This window comes from Longimicrobium sp., from assembly GCF_036280135.1.
In the GTDB taxonomy this organism is placed as follows: domain Bacteria; phylum Gemmatimonadota; class Gemmatimonadetes; order Longimicrobiales; family Longimicrobiaceae; genus Longimicrobium.
In genome coordinates this window covers 1-5,019 of sequence record NZ_DASURI010000326.1, presented here as the reverse complement: position 1 = coordinate 5,019, position 5,019 = coordinate 1, and the positions used below count along the sequence as shown (strand labels likewise).

Sequence of the window (5,019 nt, the reverse complement as noted above, 5' to 3'; positions counted from 1 at the left end):
TGCAGTTCTCCCCCTCCCCCGCGAAGCGGGGGCAGGGGGCCGGGGGGAGGGGGCCCTCCGCGGGCGAGAGACACTCCGCTCCGCAGCACGGCCCCGGCGCCCACGATGTGTTCTCCCCTCTCCGCGAGGAACGAGCGGGGAGGGGCCGGGGGAGGGCGGGCTGCTGCCGGCGAGAGCCGTACATGCGCGGCGCGGTTCCAGGTGGAGAACGTGCTGGCCGCCATCGCCGCCGCGCACGCGCAGGGGATGCCTGTCGATATGATCCGCGACGGGCTGATGACCTTCCTTCCCTCCGGCGCGGCCACGCCCGGGCGGATGAACGTGCTGCGGACGGCGCGCGGAACGCTCATCGTGGACTACGCGCACAACCCGGCGGCCCTGCGCGGGCTGATGGACGTGGCGCTGCGGATGGAGGCGCGGCGGCGCATCGGCCTCGTCGCCATGCCGGGCGACCGGCGCGACGACGACCTGCGCGAGCTGGGGCAGATCGCGTCCGTGCTGGACTACGTGATCGCCAAGGAGCACGGCCACTACCGCCGCGGCCGCGCCCCCGGCGAGTCTGCCGCGCTCATCGCGGAGGGGCTGCGGGCGGGCGGGATGGGCGAGGACCGGTACGAGCTGGTGCCCGAGGAGCCGGATGCCGTGGCCCGCGCGCTGGAGATGATGCGGCCCGGCGACCTGGTCGTCGTCCTGGCCGATGACCTCCCCGCCGTCATGGCCCAGCTGCGGCCGCTGGTGGACGCCGAGGGCTGACGGAAAAGAATTCTCACGCAGAGGGAGCAGGGGCAGCAGAGGACTTCATCGCGCGATGAAGTCCTCTGCTGTTTTGCCCACCTCCGTCGCGTCAGGTGCCCTGCTTGGCGTACGCCTGGTCATAGCGGGCCGCCAGGGCGTCGAGGTGCTGGGCGATCTCGCCCCAGCGGCCCTCCAGCTGGGTGCGCGTCTGCCGCACCTCCTCGGCCTCCTCGCCGCGGCGGGCGCGGCGCAGCGCGGGCCACACGTGGCGCATCTGCGTCACCACCTGCCGCGCGACCTGGGGAAGCGGGCCGCCGGTGCGGGCGAGCACCTCTTCCATCGCCCCGTGCGCCACCCGCGCCTGGTCGGGGTTGTCCAGGTGCCCCGCGGCCAGCATGTGGTCCAGCAGGAACGCGCGGTACCAGTAGTAGCTCAGCCGGTCGGTGGCCTGCTTGACGGTCAGGAAGTACAGCAGCTTGCGCGACAGGCGCTTGAACAGGCCGATCACCAGCCGCAGGGGCAGCGCCGCGCATCCGCCGCCGCGCGCCGCGTCTTCTTCCTCGAGCGCCGCCCGCACGTCGCCGGAGATCGTCCGTCCGCGGGAGCGCGCCACGGCGCCGGGAATGCGCTTGCGGAAAAACGCCTCGAACGCGTCGTCCACGAACGGGATGGGCACCAGCACGGAGAGCCCGGCCAGCGTGGCGTCGGCGTACCGGGACCAGTCGAAGTCGGTCCGCGTGTCGGGCATGGGCGAATCCGCGGCAGAGGGTGATCGCAGTTCCTGATGCCGCCCCGGATTGCACGACCCACGCCGAAAAGAATTCTCACGCAGAGCCGCAGAGGCGCAGAGTACTTCATTCCGAGATGAAGTACTCTGCTGCCTCTGCTCCCTCTGCGTGAGATTGCAGTTTTCCGGAAAACTACCCCGTGACGGATACCGGACGAAGCAGCGTCGGAGCCGCCTCCGCGCGCTGCCACGTGCGGAACGCGAGCGCGGCGACGGCAGCCCAGGCCAGCAGCGCGGCCACGGCGATTACGTTCGCGGCGGACGGCTCCACCGGCGCGCGGCCCTGCGCCGTCTGCCAGGCGACCGCGCCGCAGCCCACCAGCCACGCCACGCCCGCCGCGTGGATCCACGGACGCGCGCGGGAAACGCCCGCCCACGCCAGCAGGATGGCGATCAGCGGCAGCGCCTGCAGGCCGTGAAAGCCCAGCGCGTGGAGGGGCAGAATGCTCCCCGCGTCGCCCGCGCGCGAGCCCTGCGCGGCGCTCATCCACATCCCCGCCCCGAACGCGCCGAACGTGGCCGCCACGGCGTAGCGCAGCGACAGCAGCAGGGGGCCGTCCGCGCCGTCCGTCCGCCGCGCCAGGATCTTCCACGCCAGCACGGCAAAGCTCACGATCATCCCCGTGGCGGCCAGGAAGAAGAATCCACCCAGCACCTGGTCCGTCGCCGAGCCCACGCGCGTGAACCGCGGATCGATCCCCCTCGCCACCTGCACGTTCTCCATCGCGAACGCGTACAGCGTCAGCAGGACGAGCGACCCGCTCCACGCCCATCCCCCGGCGCGGGAGAAGCGGGCGAGGGGCACCAGCATCACCAGCGACAGCAGGTAGATGCCCAGGGCGATGTCGAACGTCGCCGCCTTGCGCAGGTGCCCCTCCGCGCCCACCAGCTCGCCGCCGCGGATCGCCATCGCCGTCCCGCAGCCGATGCCGAGCGCGATGCCCAGCAGCGCCGTGGCCGTCAGCGCGCGCTCGCGGCGCACCAGGTCCAGCGCGCCGGACGCCGCCCTCCGCATCGCCGTCCCCATCCCGCCCGCGGCCGGCACGCGCCCCACGACGGGCTCCGTCTCCGCCGGGTGGTCCAGCGCGGCGCGGCGGCTGCGGCTCCACGCGCGCAGCACGTAGTACGAAAGAAAGCCCACGGGGCCAAACATCAGCGTGGCGAACAGCAGCACGGACTGCACGGGCAGCGGCACGTACCGGTTCGCCATGTTGTCGCGGTAGATCACCATCCCCACCACCTGGTCAAACGCCAGGATGTGGATCCACGCCACCAGCGCCAGGTCGGGGCTGGCCAGCAGCCGCGTGACGCCCTCCGCGCTGCCGAAGTCCGCCATCACGCCCAGCCCCGTCTTCATCAGCAGGGGAACGATGCCGGCCAGGTAGAGAATCGACAAAAAGACGGGGAAGGCCGCGCTCTCGGCAACGCGGCGCGTCACCCGCCACGCGGGCAGCAGGATGAGCAGGAGCCACGCGAAGATGGCGTATCCCGCCACGTTGAAGAGGACCGTGTACATCGGCGGAGGGCGGTTGAGGGGTCGGCGCTCGGGCGGGCCATCCTCCCAACGGAACGGGCCCCGCGCGAGTTTCGCGCGGGGCCCGCATCGTCCGGGACGAGAGGCCGCTTCAGCCGCGGACGACCGTCAGCGTGTAGTCGCCCGCCTCGCCGCGGCGCCGGGAGCTCACGTGGACGTGAAAGTCGCCGTCGTTGGGGATGCGGACGCGCAGGCGGCTGTTGGTCCCGCCACCGCCGTTGTCGTCGCCCTGCACGGGGCGGCAGGCGCCCTGGTGCACGGCGCCCACCCGCACGTACGCGTCGAAGTCGTCCGACTCCAGCGTGATGACGAGCGTCTCCCCCGCCCGGCCCTGGTACGTGTAGGTGTCGATGTACGCGCCGTTGTCGGCCTTTTCGTCCGGCCGGTCCAGCCGCCCCTGGACGGGGAGGTTGAGGATGACGGTCCCGGGCGCGGCCACCGTGTCGGCCGGCGTGGGCACGCCCTCGTCCTCCAGCACGAGGGTGTAGCGCCCCGTCTGCCCCGTGCCGTACGAGTTCGCGCGGATCTGGTACAGCCCCGCGCTCCCCGCCGTAAAGCGCAGCTCCGCGTCCGTGCCGCCGGCGCCGTCGTCGTCCGTGTCGCAGGTGCCGCACTCCGGTCCGGCATCCGCCCCCACGGCCAGGTACGCGTCGAAGTCGTCCGAGCGCAGCGTCACGTGGTACACGTGGTCCGCCTCTGCCTGAAATCGAAACAGGTCGAAGTGCGAGCGGTCCCGCAGCGCGGGATCCTGAGCCGACAGCTCGCCCTCCACGGTCTGGCCGGGCTGGATGCTGGGCTGGGCGGCGGCCGGCGCTGCGGCCAGCAGGGCAAGGGCGGCAAGGCAGATGAAGTGGCGGCACATGGGTCCGCTCCGGGCGGGAGAAAGGTGGATGCGAAAGCGCGGGGCACTGCTACCATCCTGGCACCCGCCACGTTCCGTCCGCCGCGCGGCTTTCGTCAATGCGCGGCGGATGCGGATCAGCGCCGCTGGAACGTGAGCGCGTAGCGGCCCGTCTCGCCGGGGGCGAACGCGCGGACGTAGACTTGGTACTCCACCGCGTCGCGGGGGCGAAACACCACCCGCGCGTCCGTCCCGCCGCCGCCGTCGTCGTCCTCCTCGCACTCGTTGGAGCACTCGCCCCCGGGCATCACCCCCACGCGCAGCCGCGCGTCGAAGTCGTCCGACCGCAGGGTGATGACGAACGTGGCGCCCGGCTCGCCGATCAAGCTCCACACATCTACCACCGCGCCTTCGCCGTCCCGCATGTCGTCGTCCGTCAGCGCGCCCCGCACCGTCTCCCCCGCCGCGATGACGGGCACCGGCACCACCGAGTCCGTGGGGAGCACCAGGGGCACGACCGTCTGCACCTCGATGTCGTCAAAGGGCAGCCCGCTGTCCTCCGTCTCCACCAGCAGCGAGTACCGGCCCAGCGCGCCGGCGTCCGCCGAGGTGACGCGCACCACCTGCATGCCGTCCTCCGCCGCCTCGTACAGCAGCATGGCGTCCGTGTCGCCGCCGGTGTCATCGTCCTCCACGCAGGGCCAACAGTCGCCGTCCATCGCCGGCCCCAGGCGCACGAGCGCGTCGAAGTCCCCCGAGACCAGCGTGATCATGTACCGCGCGCCGGCCTGCGCGAAAAAGGTGTACACATCGGAACGCGCGTCTCCCTCGCCCACGGGGTCGTCGTCCGTCAGGTCGCCGTGGATCACCTCGTCCAGCGGCACCTCCGGCTGCGCGGCGGCCGGCGCGGCGGCGAGCAGGACGGATGCGAGCAGCAGATGGATGGAACGCATGGAAGTCCCTGGGATGAACGGCGGGAGATTCAGCGGGACGGATCGGGGCCGCGCGCGGGAGGGGGCGCGCGGCGGATCCGCGGGGCACGGCTCCATGGAGTGGTTTTGCAGTGGGTGTAGAGTCGTTTCTCACCCATGCTGTCATTCTGAGGTCGGCCGGCGCCGGCTG

The 5,019-nt window shown here is 72.2% G+C and carries 5 protein-coding genes; 1 reads left to right on the top strand and 4 read right to left on the bottom strand.

Annotated elements, in window-relative coordinates; genetic code table 11:
- Positions 1–201 precede the first annotated feature (201 nt).
- On the top strand, positions 202–753 hold the full coding sequence (locus tag VFZ20_RS10345; RefSeq protein ID WP_329683791.1) for a glutamate ligase domain-containing protein: 552 nt from the start codon (positions 202–204) through the stop codon (positions 751–753).
- Positions 754–844: 91 nt separating this feature from the next.
- On the opposite strand, the gene VFZ20_RS10340 is transcribed toward VFZ20_RS10345, so the two are convergent.
- The 4 genes from VFZ20_RS10340 to VFZ20_RS10325 form a co-directional block, all read right to left on the bottom strand.
- Complete coding sequence (locus tag VFZ20_RS10340) at positions 845–1,483, bottom strand: hypothetical protein (protein ID WP_329683790.1); 639 nt, start codon at positions 1,481–1,483, stop codon at positions 845–847.
- A 172-nt stretch (positions 1,484–1,655) separates the two neighbouring features.
- Entirely contained in the window at positions 1,656–3,038 is a 1,383-nt protein-coding gene (locus tag VFZ20_RS10335) for an ABA4-like family protein (RefSeq protein WP_329683789.1), read from the bottom strand.
- 109 nt (positions 3,039–3,147) lie between these two features.
- Positions 3,148–3,918 carry a hypothetical protein gene (locus VFZ20_RS10330; protein ID WP_329683788.1) on the bottom strand — a complete coding sequence of 257 codons (771 nt, stop codon included), beginning with the start codon at positions 3,916–3,918 and terminating at the stop codon, positions 3,148–3,150.
- A 116-nt stretch (positions 3,919–4,034) separates the two neighbouring features.
- The gene (locus VFZ20_RS10325; RefSeq protein WP_329683787.1) at positions 4,035–4,850 is read right to left on the bottom strand and encodes a hypothetical protein; all 816 of its coding nucleotides are present in this window, start codon (positions 4,848–4,850) and stop codon (positions 4,035–4,037) included.
- Positions 4,851–5,019 lie beyond the last annotated feature (169 nt).

Coding starts and splice junctions, on each gene's coding strand:
- VFZ20_RS10340 (WP_329683790.1), bottom strand. CDS start 1,483: ATGCCCGACACGCGGACCGACTTCGACTGGTCCCGGTACGCCGACGCC.
- VFZ20_RS10335 (WP_329683789.1), bottom strand. CDS start 3,038: ATGTACACGGTCCTCTTCAACGTGGCGGGATACGCCATCTTCGCGTGG.
- VFZ20_RS10330 (WP_329683788.1), bottom strand. CDS start 3,918: ATGTGCCGCCACTTCATCTGCCTTGCCGCCCTTGCCCTGCTGGCCGCA.
- VFZ20_RS10325 (WP_329683787.1), bottom strand. CDS start 4,850: ATGCGTTCCATCCATCTGCTGCTCGCATCCGTCCTGCTCGCCGCCGCG.